Genomic DNA, 17,846 nt, shown 5'->3' on the forward strand with positions numbered 1-17,846 from the left:
TCACCCTTCAGGGATGGAAGTAAAGAAACTGAACGTCAGAGACCGAAAACAGCCGCTCGCGCTGTAACACCACGTGCGCCGCGCCGCCCTGTCCCTGTAGCCAGCGGGAATAAAGCCCCTCGAGTATGGCACAAAACGCATTACACCAGCGGACGCGGCGCGCTTCATCGCGGCTCACCGGCAGCGCCTGATGGCGTAACCGCAGGCCGTCATCGCTAACCTCAACGCTCACTACGCCCCACTGAAAACGGCTTAGCTGCGCATTCATATTGGCTTCCAGCTCACCGAGCGTTTCCGACGCCGGTAGCGGATGCTCATCGGCCAGCGCCTCGCCCATTTGCCGCAGAAAGGGCTGGCTCTCCAGCTCGCCCGCGTTATTGACCATGCCATCAACCATAATCAGCAGCAGATCGAACCACCCGGCAGGGGTTTGCTGCTGCTGAAACCAGGCCATTACCAGCGCATTGTTATTGTCCGTCACGATCAGCGATCTCCCAGCATGTAGCGGATATAGAGGCCGGCGGTGCTCTCGTTGTAATCGCCGAAGGTGTCATAACCCACCTGGCCGCCGAGCGTCATCTGTTTATTGACTTTGTAATCCGCGCCGGCGCGCAGGGTATAGCCGATGCCGCTCTTCGAGGTGGCTGAATAGTAGGCCTCTTTAGCAAAACCGTTGCTAACAGCGGTCTCGAGCGTTTGCTGCCACTCGGCGTTGGTCGGGAAATAGGCGCTCTTATCCTGGCTGTAAGATTGATACCCCACCGAACCGCCAAGCTTCATCGTCCAGTTATCATATTTCTCCGTCAGGCTCACCGGCAGCGACACGCTGACGTAGTTCTGCGGGCTGAAGTAGCCCCCTTGCCCGTAGGTGAAGTAGCTCAGGTTTTTCGAGTAATCCATGTAGCTCATACTCAGCCCGGTCTGCAGCTGACGATACTCATCGTGGTAAGGCCGCAGATAAACCCCGGCGTTGGCGTTGATGCTGGTATTGCTGGCGACGTTTTGTCCCAGGTAGCTATAGCCCCCGCCGCCGACGTAGAAACCGGCATCGCCATCGTCGTAGCTGAGCTGCAGGGTACCGCCGTTTTTGGTCACCTGACCCCAGGTTTTGCCGGAGTAGGAATCCTTCAGCCCCACCCAAGAGAGCAGGCTGTCGGTCAGCGAACGACGCTCGCCGGTAAAAATCAGCGACAGATAGTTAGTCAGCTTCGGCGACCACTTCACGCCGCCCACCACGGTATTCAGATCCTGACCCAGCGGCGTGCTGCCGATATCGACGCGATATTCGTCGCCGCTCAGCGCCACCGCCAGCGCCACGCCGTTGGCTTTTTGTGAATCGGTTGAGCCGCTGGCCCGATCAACGTTAGGTTTCAGATTTGAAGAAGCCAGATAGCTGGCGACCTGCCCGGAATCGTAAGCGCCCAGCTTCGCCAGGTTCTCCATGCCGCTGCTGGTGGTGGCGTTAAAGTCTGAAGCATTCAGCGTGCCGAGACCGCTCAAGGTCTCCGCCCCCGGATTGTTGGCAAAGTACGTCGTGCGCTCGGTATCGGTCATCGCCGCAATCGCCGCCTGCTCGCTGGTGGCGGTGGAAATCATATTGGAGACCGCGTTTGATAGCGGATTCGCGCCATAGCGCCGCCAGGCGTCCCCGGTTGCCGTCCCTGCGTTCAACGTAATCGGCGTCACGGTAAAGTCGAAACGCGAATCACCGAACGGTGAAGAGGACCAGGTCAGCGGGGTTTTGATTTCGGTCAGCTTGCTGGTGCCGGATTCGCCATCGCGGCCGCGAACCTCCATGCCCCCCTGCAGCCAGGTCCCGGTTTTTTCCTGCAACGTCTCCATCATGGTATCCACCTGGCGCAGCATCCGGGTGTGCGCGGTTTCGACCGGCAGATCGGTGCGCTGGATCCCCGGCAGCGTGCTGCCATCGCCCGTCGATACCTGTGAAACCTGCCACGGCATATATTGCCCGTAGGTGGAGGCGGTACGCGTCGCCGCCGGCGTGCGCGAGACGCCGACGAACGGATTATCCGCCGCCAGCACGCCGCCCACGGTCGGCGTTTGCGTGCCGTTGCTGCTCTGTAACCCCAGCAGCCTGCCGCGAGCGCTGCGCAGATAGGTCATCGCCTGCTGATGATGGCCCTGCGATTCGGCCACGCGCGCCAGCAGCAGCAAACGGTCCGGCGAATTATCCGGGCGCAGCCCGCCTGCCAGCTGCGCCGCCCGGTCGTTATCGCCCGCCGACAGCGCGACATCAATAGCCCCGCTGCGCGCGTCCTGGGTCGGCGTATCGCGGGTCATCAGGTAGTCATAGACGACCCCGGCCTCTTTATTCATTTTGCCGCTCTGATAGAGACGCGCCATGGCGAACATCAGGTCGGTATTTTGCGGGTCGCTCTGCATGGCGCCCATCAGCTTGTCATACGCCGCCGCGTAGTTACCCTGCTCGCGCAGGCGATCCGCGTCGTTAATCACATAGCCGTTGCGAATGCTGGCCAGCTGCGTCGGCGTACTGCTTGCCTGCAGCTGCGGATTAGTGAGCAGCCTCTGCGCTTCGTTGGTCAGGCCAGCCTGGTTAAGCACCGTCACCTGATCGGCGTAATCCCCGGCGTTGCCGGAGATACCGCCGTTAATATTGTTACGCACCAGCGATACCGCGGTAGTGACATCGCCGCTCTGGGCCAGCAGGCGCGCCAGTTTACCGACATCCGCCGGGGCTTTTGGCGGCGTCGCGGCCATCGCCCTCAGCGTATTGGACGCCGCGACGGAATTACCCTGCGCCAGATACCCCTCGGCCGTCGCCAGCTGCAGGTTGTAGTTCACCCGCTGGTGCAAATCGCGCATCTGGCTGGTCTGGCTGGCGGGGGGAATTCTTGCCAGCAGCGTTTGCGCCTGCTGCCAGCCGCCGTTCTCGCTGGCGAAAAGGGCGGCGGCGTACAGCGAGCTGCTGCTGGCGCCGGGACGATACGCGGCGCCCATCATCGCGTTCGCCTCGCCGTCGTTACCGGATTTTTGCAGCAGTCGGGCCAGATCGAGGCGCATCCACGCATCGTCCGGATAGCGAGAAACGCCCTGGCGCAGCGTGGCGATCGCCCCGGACACGTTACCGCCGCCGGCCTGCTCCTGGGCCTGTCGACGCAGGGAGTCTCCCGGCGTCCCGGTGACCACGCGCGGCTGCAGCTTTTGCTGCAGGCTTTCCGGCAGCGTTCGCAGCATCGACTGGGCTTCCGCAGTTTTATTCTGTTCACGCAGAACGTAATAGAGATTCTCCCGGGCGGGGCCATTTTGCGGCTGCTCGTTGAGCAGCGCCCGCAGCGTTTGTTCGGCCTGGGGCAGGTCTTTGTTGTGGCGCAGAACGTCGGCGCGGAACAGCTTCGCCGCCGAGCCCTGCGTCCCGCTCTGCTGCGCCAGCGGCGCGGAGAGCGCCAGCGCCTGGCTAATGTTGCCTTGCTTATAGGCCTGCTGCGCCTGAGCAAGCTGGCCGTAAAACAGCGCATCCCCCGCCTGCTGACGCCGGGTTTCAGAGCCCTCGCCGCCGAGATCCGCCGCCCGGCCCAAATACTGAGAGGCCGCCTGAAAATCGCCGCTGCGCTGGGCGATATAGCCCATCCCGGCAAGCGCGTCAGCGTCCTGCGGATTGGTTTGCAGGACCTGTTCAAACTGCTGCTTCGCCGCGGCGGTATTGCCGCTGTTCAGGTCAGCGTAACCCTGACCGCGCGCCTGGCCGCTGCGCCGTTCGCGGAAGTAGTTCTGCACTTCGCTATCCTGCGGATGGCGCTGCATCCAGGTATCGTAAAACGGCTCATCTCCCGGCTGCGGCCCCATCCACAGCAGCGCCTGACGCAGTCCCGCATCGGCTTCTTTGCTGCCGCTGGCCATCGGCTCCAGCATGGCGATCCCTTCCCGGCGGGTCTCTTCGCGCCAGGTCAGCGCCTTGCCGAGGGCCACGCGCGGCCCGTTCTCCTGCGGATGCTGAACGACGTACTGACGCAGTTCGCTCAACGCCTGCGGATAGAGCGATTTGTCGCTGGCCATCGTCATGTAGTATTCCGCCGCCAGTCCGGAAGGCGGAACGCTGCCGTTGAACATACTCCGCCAGGTCGCCAGCGCGGCAGGCACGTTGCCGCTGCGCGCCTGCTGTCTGGCCAGGTTGAGCTGCCCCTGCGGGACCTGCGCCATTTTTTTGGCGCTATCCAGATCCTGCAAGCCGGGACTGTTGGGCGCCGCTTTCTCCAGTCGCGCCCGCCACTGGGCCGCGGCCTGCAGGTTGCCTCCCTGCTGCGCCCACAGCGCCATCAGATACAACGCCTGAGCGTTGTTGGCATCCACCGATAACACTTTTTGCAGCGATTCCATCGCCAGCTCGTCGTGCGATTTTTCGTGCCAGTAGTTGGCCTGCGCAAACAGCGCCTGCAGCGCCGCATCGTTACCCGCCGCCTGCGCCTCGCCGAAGGCGCCAAGCGTCAGCGCGCCGGACAGGCACAGCGTGGAAAATTGACGGGCCGCCTTCGTATTCATTTTACCGACTCTTTTCATTGGCTATCTCCCGACTCCAGGCGCTTGCGGGCATGACGTTTGAACATCGCGGTCAGCGCCAGACCCAGAATGGACGTGGCGATTAACCCCAGCACCGCCAGCAGGCCGGAGTGCTGGTTGGCATACCACACCGCCATCATGTACCACGGCATCTGGCCGCTGGGGAACGGCGTACTGACCTGGAAGCTACGCACGCCGTTGTCGCTGGTAATCACCGCCGTATCGCCGCGAATACCGGCATTGATGCGCGGTGAATTAAGATCGTCTTCCAGTTTCGCCAGCTGATCGTCGCTGCTGGCCATCGCCACCACGACCACCCGCTGCGGGTTCCACGGCGAGCGATAGCTAATAAACCCGCGCCAGGCGCTGCTGGAAGAGAAATAGCGATCGGCATCCACGCCGTCGGAGGCCCAGTCGCCGCTCAGCCTGCGCTGAATTTTTGTCCATAGCGCAGGTTCACGTACGCTCAGCAGGTTATCGACCGGGTGATAGGGAGAATCGGCCAGCAGGCGCTGATTAAACGCTTTCTGATCGAGGGCGCTCACCGCCAGTACATCGCGATCGCGCAGGAACAGCGCATTCGCGCCGTCGTCAGGAACGCCCAACATCACGCGGTTATTGGCCAGCGCTTTACCGGTCGAATTACCCGAACGGGCGGCCAGATTCAACATCGTCGCGACCTGCGTTTCCGAAGGCTGTTCCGGCAGCAGCAGCGTGGTTTGCGAATAATCCGCCAACCGGGAGAACGGGAACGACGCGCCGACAAAATAGGAAAGATTCGGCAACAGCGAGAAGTGCCGCGTACCGCTCAAATCGATCCACGAGTCGTCGGTGATGCGGCTCTTAATCGTGCTGTTCAGCAGAACCGAACAGGGCGCGCTGTCCTTCGGCACCAGATTGAAATAGAGCGAGAGCTGGTTATCGCCGTAAATCAGATACGGCGCCAGCGGGATAGTGAACCGTTCCTGACGCGCGTCGCCGCCCAGGTGACGCCAGAGCTTCTCCAGCGGACCCTGTTTATTCATCGGCAGGTTGTTGAGGAAGGTGTTGTTGAGCGTCACGCTCAGCAGCGACCTATCCTCGTTAATCCAGCTCTCCGACGGGAAACGGTAGCCGATCTGCAGGGGAATGGTTTCGCCATCCCACAGGTAGAGGTCCGGCGCGGCGCGGAAGGCCACGCGTAGCGGTTCATGCCATACGCCGCTGACGGTCATACTTTGATCCTGGCGGATCAGCTCGCTGATTTTTACCGGCCGATCGGTGGCGATCCAGCGCGGGGCATCGTACGGCTTGCTGACGGCTATCGTCTGCGGATCAACATCCATGCTGGCCGTCTGCGGGGCGAAATCGCCGCGGGTCAGGCGCCAGGCGGCCATCCGCAGCGCCGCGTCGTTCTGGCCGACGATGAGCAGCAGCTTATAGGCCGGATTGCCGGGGTTCTCAACGATCCGCAGCAGCGGCTTGTCGGTTTGCGGCAGCGTCAGGCCGCCCACCCGATCGCCGGGGTGGCCGATGATAATACCGTGCTTCTCGGGCAGGCGATCGCGCAGCGCGTCAAAAGCGATACCGCGATAATCGGCCTGAATACCCAGCCATGACGACACCAGCGCCGCTGCGCTGAAGATATCCGCCGTTGGTTTCTCCGGATACGCGATAGCGATATCCGCCGGCGTCATCTGCATGCTGTCGAAAAACGGGCGCGGGAAATGGCCTAAATCGTTGCTGATATTAAGCTGCTGGCTCTCCCAGCTAAAGTGGGAGGCGGGCAAAATGGTCACCCGCGAGGTGTCGTGAATATCGAGCCGGCACTGCATTGCATCGCCGTCGTTAATCTTAAAGCTCAGGTTGTTGCTGGAGACCATCAGCGCCGCCGGAATATCCAGCTGATAGTGCGAGATCTCCTCGCCGTCCGCGCCCAGCGGCAGCGTGCCGAGCGGCTGGCCGTTGAGCATTAACTGCAGCGTGGCGTTGCGGGACGCCATCTCCGGCGAGACCTTAACATCCAGCATCAGCTGGGCGTGGGTGACCACCTGATCGGAGGGCAGAGTAAAGCTGGCGCCGCCCTGGTTTTGTCCACCGCTAAGGATGATACCGTCCGGCATGCCCATCTGCATGAGGTTCAGGTCTCCGCCGACAATCGGCGTTAGCGGCACCGTATCAGCGACCCCAGAGGCAACCGGCGACGGCATCGCGGGTAGCGAAGCCGGCTGAGGGACGTTTGCCGGCGCGGGCTCGGTCGTGGCGGGCGAATTCGCTTCGCTGGCAGGCGCCGACGCGCCGCTGGCTTGCGCATCAGGTAGCGGAAAATTAAGCGGCGGCAATGCGTCAGAGGGCGTTTCCTCGCTATGCAGCGCTGGCGCAGAGAGCATACCGGCCAGCAGCGCAAGCGTCGTTAAACGTTTCATAGGCTGCCATCCTCCTGCGCGGGATTCGCCGCAGGCGGCTGACGACGCTGGCTACGGCGCGTCTTCCACGTCAGCCAGAACAGTTCGAATACGCAGCGCAAAATGGTGGCAAAAGAGCGGAACGGGTTGTCCTGCGGGCGCGGCGGGTTAATCCACGCATCGGCGCGGGCCAGCACCACGCGCACCAGCTCGCGGCGGCGGGAGAGCTGAATGTTTTCATCAAATTGCAGACGAATAAACTGGTCGTCAGCGGTAACCTGGCGCACCGGGATCGAAATCGCGCCGGACTGGAGAATCAGCTCAATCTCTTCGATTTCATCCTGCAGGTGACGCTTATCCGGCGCGCTTACGCGGCAGCCGCCCATGGACAGGTCCGCGGTGTGGCTGCGGGAGACAATGCCGCTGGTGTAGTGGATCAGTACCGGAATATCGACATCAATACGAATCGTTTTTCGCACCTGACGGGTTTCGCGCGCCACGGCAATGGCGGCCAGCAGGAAGATCAGGCTGTAAATCCCCCAGCCGACGTTCAGCGCGATAACGTTCGGGTCTGAGCCAAAGTAGTCGTGACCGATGGCGCGGACGATACCGACCACCACCCCCAGGCCCAGCAGACAGGCGACGACCAGGTGCGGTCTGACGACGGTAAAGTCGAAGTAGCCCACGTCCAGCAGGCCGCCTTTATCGGTCACGTTGAATTTCCCGCGTTTGGGGAAAATCATGGTCACCAGCGTCGGCAGCACCAGGTGGAACGCCAGCACGATATCGTAGATTTCGCCCCAGAAGCTGTAACGATAGCGACCGTTCATGCGCGAGCCGACATAGATCGCGAGGAACAGATGCGGCAGCGCGTAGGAGACAATCAGGCTGGCCGAGGAGTAGATGATATTCAGGTTGAACAGCAGGTAGGCCAGCGGTGCGGTGACAAAGACCACCCGCGGCAGGGCGAACTGATAATAGAGCATGGCGCTGAGATAGCACAGGCGCTGCTGGAACGTCAGCCCACGGCCCAGTAGCGGGTTATCCAGACGGAATATTTGCGTCATCCCGCGCGCCCAGCGGGTACGCTGAATCACGTGCACCACCAGACGTTCGGTGGCTAAGCCGGCCGCCAGAGGAATATCCAGGAACGCCGACTTCCAGCCCAGGCGCTGGAACTTCAGCGCGGTATGGGCATCTTCGGTCACGGTCTCTACCGCAAAGCCGCCGATCTGTTCCAGCGCGGCGCGGCGAATGACGGCGCAGGAGCCGCAGAAAAAGGTCGCGTTCCAGTTGTCGTTCCCCTGCTGAATCGGGCCATAAAACAGCATCCCTTCGTTAGGAATATTGCGGCCCACGGAGAGGTTGCGCTCAAAGGGGTCCGGAGAATAGAAGTAGTGCGGCGTCTGCACCAGCGCCAGCATCGGATCGTTGAGGAATCCGCCCACCGTCGCCTGCAAAAAGACGCGGGTTGCCACGTGATCGCAATCAAAAACGCAGATAAGCTCGCCGTGGGTCAACGTCATCGCGTGGTTGAGGTTGCCCGCCTTGGCGTGTTTGTTATCGTTACGGGTGATATACCCAACCCCAACGTCGGCGGCGAATACCGCGAATTCATTGCGCTTACCGTCATCCAGCAAATAGATTTTTAATTTATCTTTTGGATAATCAATACACTGCGCAGCCAGCACCGTATCACGCACCACCTCAAGCGGTTCGTTATAGCTGGGAATATAGATATCTACCGTCGGCCACTTGCTCATATCATCCGGCAGCGGGACAATTTCACGCTTTAGCGGCCAGACCGTTTGCAGGTAGTTAAGCAGCAGCATCACCCAGATATAGACTTCCGCCAGAAACAGCCCCATCCCCAGAATCGCTTCGATGGTGGAGTTAAAATGCAGGGTCTGCGTCAGACGGAAATACATATATCGGGTCGACATCAGCAGCGATGTCACCACCATGATGACGGAAACGCTGCGGTTTTTACTGAACCCCATCACAAAGAGAATACCGATGCTCAGCAGGCCAAAAATATACTGCTTTTGGCTGTCCATCGGCGTGATCACCACCAGCACGGCAATGGGCGAAAGTACCAGTACCAGCAACCAGAAAAGCGTCTTTTTCATTCAGCAGCCCTGCAATTAAATTAAAGCCCTGACCTGCGAGGCTGGCTATGCACCTTGCCGTCACCAATATTGATACCCAACTGCGCAGAGATTTTTTTGGCAATAATTTCAATATCAAAGGCGGCTGCGGAGGAGGAGTTAAAGTCCAGGATAGACTTCTGGGAAGCATTCGCTTCCACCACGCTTTCATCACGATGGATGATGCCCAGCAGACGATCGCCCAGCTTTTCTTCCATTAACGCCGTAACATCGCGGCTGACCTGGCGACGGTTATCGCTCTGGTTGATCACAAAATAGTGTCCGAGTTTATGGTTGAGTTCGCCCCCGGTCAGACGCAGCTTTTCCACGGGCGCCAGCGCGGACATCGAGGCGGTATCCGCCAGCAGCGGTACCAGATGCATATCGGCAAGCGAAGTGAGCGCCTTTAGCGCGGGCGAAGGGCCCGGCGGCAGGTCGGCAATCGTAATCAGTCCCGGATAATTGAGTAATGCCGCCAGGCCGCGCGTCAGGAAATGCTCATCATGGCTCAGGCGTTCATCGAAGGCCTGCCGCTGCGCGTCGCTCACGTCGCCGTAGGGCAAGACGAAAATATTGCTGCCGGCGCTTAATACGCACTGGCTCCAGTCATGGAGCTCCAGCGCTTTCGCGACATAGCCGCGCTCGTCGCTGAGGGGGACGCCAAAATGCAGGCGCAGGGCGTTCTGCACATCAAAATCGAGGGCCAGAACTTTACTGCCTGCGCGGGCCAGCGCCCAGGCCAGATTTGCCGCCAGGGTCGTTTTTCCTACGCCGCCTTTCGGTGAACACACGCAGATCAACGGCATGTCGCAATCCTCTCCAGGAGTGATTTCAGTGACTGATCTTTATCTTTTGCTACCGGCTCCGCGGTTTTGGCCGCAAAAAGATGGGCAAAACCCTCCGTCGTCGGCGCGGCCGCCGGACGAGGCCTGACTGCCGGAGCAGGGACGCTGACCGGTACCGGCTGCGCAGCAGCCTGAGAAACCGCCGGCTGGGAAGCGGGCGTAGCCGCTGCCAGGCTTTGCGGCAGCGCAGGCTCTACGGCCACTGCAGCAGTCATGTCCGTCACGGGGGCGGGCTGCGGCGCGGAGGGCGGGATAATCAGGGACGGTGCAGCCAAAGAGGGCGCCGGGGGAGCCTGAACGACCGCAGGCTCCACCTTGTGAAACATATCGGCAGGAACCCGCTGCGGCAGAGGTAAGGAAACTGACCCACCCATGGCCAAAGAAGACGCTTCCTCCGCCGGAATAAGTTGATTGAGAATAACCCAATCCCCTTTTTCACCGGCAGCGGCTTCTGATGAAAGGTCCTTGAATTTTAGACTGTGTGTCCGCGTCTTTTCCTTGAAGCGCTGCAAATCATCATAATGGTTCATAGATAACCTCATGATTTAAATACGTCATATTTAATCTGTTTTAATTGTCATCCCACGCCACTAAAGCGTAGTTTAATTTGTTGTTTTTTGGGCATTTACCCGGCGTTACGGCCGTCACAATACGCTAACTTTAGTCGCGATTTGATTATTTTGGATAGGTCAGGCTGGTGTAATTCCATAGTGGTAGTGCGGTTACACTAACAGTTCTTTTTCAAAATGATAGCCCCATTTTTTGGGCGGCTGCGCCGTCAATCCCCCCGCAGCCTGCCAGGCTATTAGCAGATCGTAGTTTTTTATACTGTCTGAATTTTAAAAAATGGCGTAATACACGCCAGGGGAAGGCTAAAGAGAATACATTTTAATATTTTTTAAGGCGTTTAGAAATCACTTACCGCGCTTAATTAAAATAATAAAATAGTGTTCCCGTCCAAAATAAATAGCTCAGGATGTTAGCTAAAAACCAGGAATATAAAGCGTTGACCGAACAACAAGGAACAGTTTTATGCATCGCTTTTGCTGTTAATTTGCTCCGGCTAAAGAAACAATCAAGATAAAGTAAAATACATTCATGTAGTTATCCCGGACTCCCGAGATAGCAATGGTTGTGGCGTAAAATGCCGGTATTGTTCGTTGTCGGTTGTTCCAACAGTGCTGAGTTATGGTTAAAAAAAAGCCGAAGCACAGGCTTCGGCTTTGATTATCGATTGCCTGAATCAGCTCAGGGGCTTCTCGCCGTTCTGATCCTGGTCGACCGCAAAGCAGGCTACCAGCTGGCCACCGTAGTCCTTCAGCTGCGGCTGAAGCTGGGTGCACGGGCCGAAACGGCGACGGCAGCGGGCGTTAAACGCGCAGCCCGGCGGTGGATTCAGCGGGCTCGGCAGCTCGCCGGTGAGCTTGATGCGCTCGCGGCGGTCATCCGGATTCAGACGCGGCGTTGCCGACAGCAGCGCCTGCGTGTACGGATGCTGCGGGTTGTTGAAGATTTGATCTTTCGTCCCTTTCTCCACGCAGCGGCCTAAATACATCACCATCACTTCATCAGCGATATGCTCCACAACCGACAGATCGTGGGAGATAAAGACGTAAGAAAGCCCCAGATCCTGCTGTAAATCCATCATCAGGTTCAGCACCTGCGCGCGCACCGAAACGTCCAGCGCGGAAACCGGTTCGTCGGCGATCACCACGTCCGGGTCAAGCATCAGACCGCGGGCAATGGCGATACGCTGACGCTGGCCGCCGGAGAACATATGCGGATAGCGGTCGTAGTGCTCGGTTTTCAGGCCCACTTTGGCCATCATCGCCAGCGCCTTCTCCCGGCGCTGCTCTTTGCTCAAGCTGGTGTTGATCTGCAGCGGCTCTTCCAGAATCTGCCCCACCTTTTTACGCGGGTTCAGCGAACCGTAGGGGTTCTGGAACACAATCTGGATTTTCTGCCGGCGCAGCTTCTGCGCCTGCGGATCGTGCTTAAGCAGGTCCTGTCCCTGGTAATAGAGCTCGCCGCCGGTGGGGATTTCAATCATCGTCAGCAGACGACCGAGCGTGGATTTACCGCAGCCGGACTCCCCCACTACCGCCAGCGTTTTACCGCGTTCAAGGGTAAACGAGACGCCGTCCAGCGCCTTGACCAGGCGTTCCGGCGTGAAGAGCCCCTTCTTCACCGGATAGTATTTTTTCAAATCGGTGGCCAGCAACAGAGGCTGTTGCGTGGTGGCCTCATGCGTACTCATAGCCCAGGCCTCCCGGCATCATCAAGTGGGTAATGACATTTCGACTGGCGACCGCCGTTAAGCAGGTTCAGCTCAGGTTCTTCGCTGCGGCATTTGTCGGTCGCATAGGGGCAGCGCGGGTTGAGCAGACAGCCGCTCGGACGGTCGTATTTGCCCGGCACCACGCCCGGCAGCGAGGCAAGACGCGCTTTATCCTGAGCGAACTCCGGCAGCGCGCGCAGCAGCGCCTGCGTATAGGGGTGGCGAGGCGCGCGGAAGATATCCTCCGCATCGCCGGTTTCCACCACCTGCCCCGCGTACATGACGATGATTTTGTGCGCCGCTTCGGCCACCAGCGCCAGATCGTGGGTAATCAGGATCAGCGCCATATTCTCTTTCTGCTGCAGCTCCAGCAGCAGCTCGATGATCTGCGCCTGGATGGTCACATCCAGCGCCGTCGTGGGCTCATCGGCAATCAGCAGCTTTGGCCGACAGGCGATGGCCATCGCGATCATCACGCGCTGGCTCATACCGCCGGAAAGCTGGTGCGGATAGACGTCAAGACGCGAAGCCGGATCGGGGATCCCCACCAGCGTCAGCAGGTCAATCGCCCGCTGCACGCGGGTTTTCTTGTTGCCGCCCTGGTGCACCTTAATGGCTTCCATAATCTGGTAACCGACGGTATAGCACGGATTCAGGCTGGTCATCGGGTCCTGGAAGATCATCGCCACTTCCGCGCCCACCAGCTGGCGGCGCTCTTTTTCGGAAATGCGCTTCAGGTCGCGACCGTTAAACTCCAGCTTTTCAGCCATCACCCGGCCGGGATAGTCAATCAGCCCCATAATCGCCAGCGAGCTGACCGATTTACCCGAGCCGGACTCGCCGACGATACCGACCACTTCGCCCTGATTTACGCTGTAGCTTACGCGATCTACGGCGCGGAACGGCGTCCCTTCGTCTCCGAAGTGCACCGAGAGTTTATCTACATTTAATAACGCCATCTCGAACCTCTTACTGCTTCAGTTTGGGATCGAGCGCGTCACGCAGACCGTCACCCATCAGGTTAAATGCCAGCACCGTCAGCAGGATAGCGACACCCGGAAAGGTGACGACCCACCAGGCGCTCTGCGCGAACTGCAGCACGTCGGAGAGCATCGTGCCCCACTCCGGTGTCGGCGGCTGCGCACCCATGCCAAGGAAGCCAAGAGCGGCCATATCGAGAATGGCGTTAGAGAAGCCCAGCGACGCCTGAACAATCAGCGGCGCAAGGCAGTTAGGAAGAATGTTGATGAACATCTGACGCATCGCGCCTGCCCCCGCCACGCGGGAAGCGGTCACGTAGTCGCGGTTTACCTCCACCAGCACCGCGGCGCGGGTCAGACGCACGTAGTGCGGCAGGGCGACAAAGGTCAGCGCTATTGAGGCATTGACGATCGACGGACCGAAGATGGCCACCAGCACCAGCGCCAGCAGCAGGCTCGGCAGCGCCAGCATAATATCGACAACGCGCATAATGACCGAGTCAACCACGCCGCCAAAGTAGCCCGAGACAAGGCCGAGCACCACGCCGAGGATCAGCGACAGTACCACCACCAGACAGCCTACCAGCAGCGACAGGCGCGCGCCGTACATCAGGCGCGACAGGATATCGCGGCCGACGTCATCGGTGCCGAGCAGGTGGCTCACGCTGCCCCCCTCCTGCCAGAACGGTGGAGCCAGCAGCGCATCGCGGAACTGATCCGCCGGATTATAGGGCGCGAGGAAGTTGGCGAAGACGGCGATGATAATCATCACCACGACATAGGCCAGCCCCACGACGGCGCCTTTGTTGCGTTTAAAATAGTGCCAGAACTCCTGCAGAGGGGTCATTGGCACCGGCGCGGCGACAACTTTATTTTCAGTAATTTGTGACATGATGGCCCCTTACTTCTTATGCCGGATACGCGGGTTCACCACGCCGTACAACAGGTCGACCAGCAGGTTGACGAGAATAATCATCGTCGCCACCAGCAGCACCCCGCCCTGCACCACCGGATAGTCGCGGCGCTGCAGCGCGTCAATCAGCCAGCGGCCAAGGCCCGGCCAGGAGAAGATGGTTTCGGTCAGGATGGCCCCCGCCAGCAGTGTACCGACCTGCAGACCGATCACCGTGACCACCGGCAGCATCGCGTTACGCAACGCATGAACGATGATCACCCGCATCCGCGTCAGGCCTTTCGCGCGCGCGGTACGGATATAATCCTCGCCCAGCACTTCCAGCATTGATGAACGGGTCATACGCACGATCACCGCCAGGGGAATCGTCCCCAGCACCACGGCGGGCAGGATCATATGCATTACCGCATCAATAAAGTCGCCCGGCTCGCCCCAAATCGCGGTATCGATCAGCATAAATCCGGTCAGCGGCAGGGTATCGTCAAGGAAGACGGTATCGCTGATGCGCCCGGAAACCGGCGTCAGGTTAAGCTGTACCGACACCAGCATGATCAGCATCATGCCCCACCAGAAGATAGGCATAGAGTAGCCTGTCAGCGCGAGGCCCACGGAGGTGTGGTCGAAGATAGAGCCGCGTTTAACCGCCGCCAGCACGCCCACCGGGATCCCGACGATGACGGCAAAAATCATCGCGCAGACGCCCAGCTCCATCGTGGCCTTAAAGCGCGGCACAAACTCTTGCCAAACGGGAATACGGCTTTTCAGCGAGATGCCCAAATCGCCGTGCATCACGCCCCAAATATAGTTGACGTACTGCTGCCACATTGGTTTATCGAGGCCCATTTCGGCCAGCAGCTGCGCGTGACGTTCAGGGGAAATACCACGTTCGCCCGCCATAATCATCACCGGGTCGCCGGGGATCATATGAACGAAGGCAAAAGTGAGAAGGGTAATACCGATAAATGTTGGGATGACAAGTCCCAAACGTCGGAGAATGAACTGCAACATAACCCGGATTCTCTCTGGAGACGGCCCGCCTGGTGACAGGACGTCTGTATTGCTCACAAATGTCAATTCCCTCTCCCCAAGGCGGGGAGAGGGGAAACACGCTGTTATTATTCGATAGAGACGTTATCGAAGTGGTGTTTACCTAATGGATCGACCACGTAGCCTTTGACCTCTTTACGCACCGGCTCATAGACGGTGGAGTGGGCGACGATCAGCGCCGGAGCCTGATCGTGCATCACGACCTGAGCCTGCTTATACAGCTCAATGCGTTTGTTGTGGTCATCGGTGGCGCGAGCCGGCTGAATCAGGTCTTCAAACGGCTTGTAGCACCAGCGGGAGTAGTTAGAACCGTCTTTTGCCGCCGCGCAGCTGAACAGGGTGGCGAAGAAGTTATCCGGATCCCCGTTGTCGCCGGTCCAGCCCATCATGACGGTCTGATGCTCGCCCGCTTTCGCGCGCTTGAGGTATTCACCCCACTCGTAGGTCACGATCTTGGCCTGGACGCCGACTTTCGCCCAGTCAGCCTGAATCATCTCAGCCATACGGCGCGCGTTCGGGTTATACGGACGCTGTACCGGCATCGCCCACAGGTCGATGGTGAAGCCTTTTTCCAGGCCTGCTTCTTTCAGCAGCGCTTTCGCTTTCTCTGGATCGTAGGTGTAGTCTTTAACGTCGTCGTTATAGCCCCACATGGTCGGCGGGATCAGGTTCTTCGCGGCCTGGCCTGCGCCCTGGTAAACGGCTTTGATAATCGCTTCTTTGTTTACCGCGTAGGTCAGCGCCTGGCGAACTTTGACATCATCCAGCGGCTTCTTCTCGGTGTTGAAAGAGAGGTAGCCGACGTTCAGGCCCGGCTGTTCCAGCAGCGTGATGTTTTTGTCTTCCTTCATGCGCGCGATATCTGCCGGGTTCGGGTACGGCATAATCTGGCATTCGTTTTTCTGCAGCTTAGCGTAGCGCACGGAAGCATCAGGGGTAATGGAGAAGACCAGGCGATCGATTTTCGGCTTGGTGCCCCAGTAGCCCGGGAAGGCTTTATAGAGAATGCGGGAGTCTTTCTGGTACTGCAGCAGCTGGAACGGGCCGGTACCGATTGGGTTGAGGTCCACTTTCTCCGGCGTACCGGCTTTCAGCATGTTGTCGGCATACTCTTTTGACAGAATAGAGGCGAAGTCCATGGCGAGATCGGCAAGGAACGGCGATTCCGGACGGGTCAGCACGAACTGGACGGTGTTATCGTCCACTTTCTTCACTTCGCTAATCAGGTCAGGTAATCCCATCCCTTCAAAGTATTCATAGCTGCCGCCAGACACTTTATGGTACGGGTTATTGGTATTTTTTTGTCTGTCGAAGGAGAAGACAACGTCATCGGCGTTCAGCGTGCGGGTCGGTTTAAAATCTTTATTATCCTGCCACTTCACGTCTTTACGCAGATGGAAGGTATAGGTTTTCCCGTCTTCGCTAACTTCCCATTTTTCAGCCAGGCCCGGAATGACTTCCGTGGTGCCGGTTTTAAATTCCACCAGGCGGTTATAAATCGGCACTGAGCTGGCGTCATAGGTGGTACCAGAGGTGAAGAGCTGCGGGTTAAAGCCTTCCGGCGAACCTTCTGAACAATAAACCAGGGTCTTCGCTTGTACGCTTGCTGCGACGGTCATGGCAACCAGGCTCAGACCAAGCTTCAGCATCCCTGATTTCTTCAAGGAAATACTCATTATTCTGCTCCAAATGTGATGTTGTTTGCATATATCCGCCAGACCTTTATTTATTTTTATTCGTCATATTGCGAACTACGGATGCGTTGGCTGCGCTCGATAACCCCGGTCACATAGTCATCTATGCTCCCGGAGATTCTCACGCTTGCCGCCTTCCCGCAGCTCGAACTATTTAGAATATACCCGGTCCGGTCGGTGGTGCCCGAAAGCGTTGAGAGAGATGGGGATTCCTTTCACAAAAACGACTGAGTTGCAGTACGGATTCTCCATGAAATGCCCCTCATGCCCTACAATCTGTCAACAGAATGGGGAAACGTCAATACAGCCAACCTGGTTTTACATCCGGTGTGAGAATTGGCGGGCAAAGATTAAAAAAAGTGCAAAGCGCTATTTCCAGCAGAGAAATTTATGCTAGCGGCCAATAGACAGAATAAACACCTTAATATTTTCCAGCAGCCAGTGATAAGCAATTATGGTAAATGGTAAAAATTTCTTGCGATGTGACCAATATGTGAGCGATAAATAGCGTGAACGTTAAAACGCACAGCGGAAAATGCTGAAGTTATCCATAAGCTTCGCGAAAAAAGATCGGAGTATATATAAAAAAATACAATGGAAGATGTCACAAAATAGGGAATTGGCGCCAGGAAATGAGGGTGGAGGCGTTTTCTTACACTCTTAGCAAGCAGCGTATTTTCCCGGAGGCGATGCTGGCGCATCTGTCCGGGCTACACGGCCCGCAGACAACGCTGAACCCGTAGCCCGGGCAAGGCGCTTTGCGCCGCCCCCGGGAGCGGTGTGCAGTACGGCAGCATTTCCCGGAGGCGATGCTGGCGCATCTGTCCGGGCTACCGGCCCGCAGACAACGCTGAACCCGTAGCCCGGGCAAGACGCTTTGCGCCGCCCCCGGGAGCGGTGTGCAGTACGGCAGCATTTCCCGGAGGCGATGCTGGCGCATCTGTCCGGGCTACCGGCCCGTAGACAACGCTGAACCCGTAGCCCGGGCAAGGCGCTTTGCGCCGCCCCCGGGAGCGGTGTGC

The 17,846-nt window shown here is 58.7% G+C and carries 10 protein-coding genes and 1 pseudogene; all 11 read right to left on the reverse strand.

Features of this window, described 5'->3' with window-relative positions; genetic code table 11:
- Nucleotides 1–7: 7 nt before the first annotated feature.
- The 11 genes and pseudogenes from bcsD to dppA all read right to left on the reverse strand — a co-directional run bounded on the left by bcsD (nt 8) and on the right by dppA (nt 16,806).
- Complete coding sequence (gene bcsD / locus F8562_RS21885) at nt 8–484, reverse strand: cellulose biosynthesis protein BcsD (protein ID WP_032694183.1); 477 nt, start codon at nt 482–484, stop codon at nt 8–10.
- A complete protein-coding gene (locus F8562_RS21890; protein WP_014839756.1) occupies nt 484–4,536 on the reverse strand; it encodes a cellulose biosynthesis protein BcsC in 4,053 nt (1,350 codons plus the stop codon). The genes bcsD and F8562_RS21890 overlap by 1 nt, the downstream gene beginning before the upstream one ends.
- Complete coding sequence (gene bcsB, locus F8562_RS21895; RefSeq protein WP_014839757.1) at nt 4,533–6,941, reverse strand: cellulose biosynthesis cyclic di-GMP-binding regulatory protein BcsB; 2,409 nt, start codon at nt 6,939–6,941, stop codon at nt 4,533–4,535. Before bcsB ends, F8562_RS21890 begins: the two co-directional genes overlap by 4 nt.
- Nucleotides 6,938–9,049 carry a UDP-forming cellulose synthase catalytic subunit gene (bcsA, locus tag F8562_RS21900; protein WP_014227182.1) on the reverse strand — a complete coding sequence of 704 codons (2,112 nt, stop codon included), beginning with the start codon at nt 9,047–9,049 and terminating at the stop codon, nt 6,938–6,940. Before bcsA ends, bcsB begins: the two co-directional genes overlap by 4 nt.
- A gap of 20 nt (nt 9,050–9,069) precedes the next feature.
- Nucleotides 9,070–9,862, reverse strand: a pseudogene (gene bcsQ, locus F8562_RS21905) (cellulose biosynthesis protein BcsQ).
- A 1-nt stretch (nt 9,863) separates the two neighbouring features.
- Entirely contained in the window at nt 9,864–10,442 is a 579-nt protein-coding gene (gene bcsO / locus F8562_RS21910) for a cellulose biosynthesis protein BcsO (protein ID WP_014227184.1), read from the reverse strand.
- A 713-nt stretch (nt 10,443–11,155) separates the two neighbouring features.
- Nucleotides 11,156–12,169 carry a dipeptide ABC transporter ATP-binding subunit DppF gene (dppF, locus tag F8562_RS21915; RefSeq protein ID WP_014227185.1) on the reverse strand — a complete coding sequence of 338 codons (1,014 nt, stop codon included), beginning with the start codon at nt 12,167–12,169 and terminating at the stop codon, nt 11,156–11,158.
- Nucleotides 12,166–13,149 carry a dipeptide ABC transporter ATP-binding protein gene (dppD, locus tag F8562_RS21920; protein WP_014227186.1) on the reverse strand — a complete coding sequence of 328 codons (984 nt, stop codon included), beginning with the start codon at nt 13,147–13,149 and terminating at the stop codon, nt 12,166–12,168. Before dppD ends, dppF begins: the two co-directional genes overlap by 4 nt.
- Nucleotides 13,150–13,159: 10 nt before the next feature.
- On the reverse strand, nt 13,160–14,062 hold the full coding sequence (dppC, locus tag F8562_RS21925) for a dipeptide ABC transporter permease DppC (protein WP_014227187.1): 903 nt from the start codon (nt 14,060–14,062) through the stop codon (nt 13,160–13,162).
- A gap of 9 nt (nt 14,063–14,071) precedes the next feature.
- Nucleotides 14,072–15,091: a dipeptide ABC transporter permease DppB gene (dppB, locus tag F8562_RS21930; protein WP_014227188.1), complete on the reverse strand. Its 1,020-nt coding sequence runs from the start codon at nt 15,089–15,091 to the stop codon at nt 14,072–14,074.
- A 107-nt stretch (nt 15,092–15,198) separates the two neighbouring features.
- Nucleotides 15,199–16,806, reverse strand: a complete 1,608-nt coding sequence (gene dppA, locus F8562_RS21935) for a dipeptide ABC transporter periplasmic-binding protein DppA (RefSeq protein ID WP_004855324.1) — start codon at nt 16,804–16,806, stop codon at nt 15,199–15,201.
- Nucleotides 16,807–17,846: the final 1,040 nt, after the last annotated feature.

This window comes from Klebsiella sp. RCJ4 (assembly GCF_009025755.1).
GTDB lineage: Bacteria > Pseudomonadota > Gammaproteobacteria > Enterobacterales > Enterobacteriaceae > Klebsiella > Klebsiella michiganensis.